The organism is Gordonia amicalis NBRC 100051 = JCM 11271, from assembly GCF_000332995.1.
GTDB lineage: Bacteria > Actinomycetota > Actinomycetes > Mycobacteriales > Mycobacteriaceae > Gordonia > Gordonia amicalis.
Map to the genome: position 1 here is coordinate 1 of NZ_BANS01000087.1, position 1,334 is coordinate 1,334.

General features: G+C 65.7%; 1 protein-coding gene. It reads left to right on the forward strand.

The genetic code is table 11. From position 1 onward, the window contains the following. The first annotated feature begins 251 nt into the window (after window positions 1-251). Window positions 252-1,328: an IS110 family RNA-guided transposase gene (locus GOAMI_RS22255; RefSeq protein ID WP_006438913.1), complete on the forward strand. Its 1,077-nt coding sequence runs from the start codon at window positions 252-254 to the stop codon at window positions 1,326-1,328. Window positions 1,329-1,334: the final 6 nt, after the last annotated feature.

A 1,334-nucleotide genomic window follows, 5' to 3' on the forward strand; every position in this document is an offset into this window, starting at 1 on the left:
CAGTGAGAATGGGCGTGGGTGGTCGACCGGGTCTGGGTCTGACTTACTTCGAGGCTGACGGTTGCTGTCATGAGCGAGATGTGTCGGCCCGGAACCTCCGGTCGGCTACCCGCGCCATGAGACCTGAGGGCCGGGGCGGGTGTGACTTGATTAGGACCCTGTCTGGCTGGTGGGCCGTGACTCTTCACTGTCCTGTCCACCCGCCCCGGTGAGGTCATCCAACACACGAGTGTGAAGGAGACACCACCACGATGACCCCAACCATGATCGATACGCAAGTGGTGGTCCTGGGCGTGGATACCCATCAACGCACCCACCACGCCGCCATTGTCGCCGCCGACGGCCGCCCGCTGGCCGATCGGGAGTTCCCGACCACCACTGCCGGCTACACCGAGATGTGGCAGTGGGCCTGTGGTTTCGGCCGGATCGAGCACGCCGCGGTGGAGTCGAGCGCCTCCTACGGGGCCGGACTGACCCGCATGCTCACCGATCAGGGAGTCACGGTGATCGAGGTCAACACCCCGGACCTACCGCGCCGTTACGCCCACGGGAAGACCGATCAACTCGACGCATATGCCGCGGCGATGGCGGTCATCACCGGCCGCGCCACCGCGGTCGCCAAAGACACCCGCGGCACGGTCGAATCGGTCCGAATGCTCACCGTGGCACGGACTTCGGCGGTGGAAGAGGCCACCCGGATCGGTAACCAGATCCGTGACCTGTGCACCACCGCACCAGTGGATTTCGCCGACCAGGCCCGCCAGGCACGCACCATTGCTGCGCGGGCAGCGTTCATCGCGGGTCTACCGGTGCCGGCTGACAAGGGTGATCTGTCCGGGCCGGCCGCGGCGTTCGTGCGTGCCGCGCGTTCACTGCTCGAGCGTCACCGACTCGCCCGACGCGAGGTCGGTTCGTTGACCCGCGAACTCGAGAGGCTGTTGGCCACGGTGGTGCCGACCCTGTTGTCCCGACCGCAGATCGGACCGGTCACCGCCGCACGACTGGTGATCACCGCTGGTGACAACGTGGAGCGGATGCGCACCGAGGCGACGTTTGCCAAACTCGTCGGTGCCGCACCGCTACCGGCATCCTCGGGCAAGACCAGCCGTCACCGACTCAATCGGGGTGGAGACAGGCAAGCCAACAGTGCTCTGCACATGATCGCGGTCGGCCGGATGAAATCCCACGCACCCACCCGCGCCTACGTCGAGCGGCGTTCCGCGGAACACAAAACGAACAAAGACATCATCCGCTGTCTCAAGCGCTACATCGCCCGCGAAGTGTTCCGCGACCTCACCACCGACCTCGGAACCCTTGACAAGCTATAGGACCGT

What these genes read in the sequence shown, in the direction of transcription:
- GOAMI_RS22255 (WP_006438913.1), top strand. Translation starts at nt 252, where the DNA reads ATGACCCCAACCATGATCGATACGCAAGTGGTGGTCCTGGGCGTGGAT.